Origin of the sequence: Methylobacterium sp. CCH7-A2, from assembly GCF_001557075.1 — a bacterium.
Classification (GTDB): domain Bacteria; phylum Pseudomonadota; class Alphaproteobacteria; order Rhizobiales; family Beijerinckiaceae; genus Allobosea; species Allobosea massiliensis.
In genome coordinates this window covers 1-421 of the sequence record NZ_LSKN01000199.1, presented here as the reverse complement: position 1 = coordinate 421, position 421 = coordinate 1, and the positions used below count along the sequence as shown (strand labels likewise).

1 protein-coding gene is annotated in these 421 nt (G+C 67.0%); it reads left to right on the top strand.

Going from position 1 to position 421, the window contains the following annotated elements; genetic code table 11:
• Positions 1-421, top strand: a 421-nt coding sequence (locus AX750_RS26575) for a hypothetical protein (RefSeq protein WP_197432829.1), incomplete at both ends; no start/stop codon positions are given.

Below are 421 nucleotides of genomic sequence, written 5' to 3'. Positions count from 1 at the left end.
GAATCCCGGCCGGTCAATTATCGGAATGATGGCCGGTCGGAATCGGAATCCGCATTCCTGACGGACGCGTTCCTCTCGCGTTACCGGCCCGGCTTCCTCACCTTCGCCTACGCGGCCGGGTGCGGCTATCACCCGCACAACCCAGCGGCGCAGGGCCTGTTCGGGATCGCCCGGCGGCTGAACGCTCCCCTGCACAAGCTGTCGGCGACGACGCAGTCCGACCCGACGACGCGGCTGCGGGAGCTGAACCGCGGTCGCTATGGTGCGCTCACGATGACCGAAGATGGCCATCTGTGCAGCGAGCTCGGCTTCAACACGTGGACGTTCCAGGTCCTGCTTCCGGTCGGCAGCCCGCTGGAGAGATCTCCCGTGACCGTTCAGGAGCGTGGCCTGTCCGTGCGCCTGCCCCATGACCTCGGCA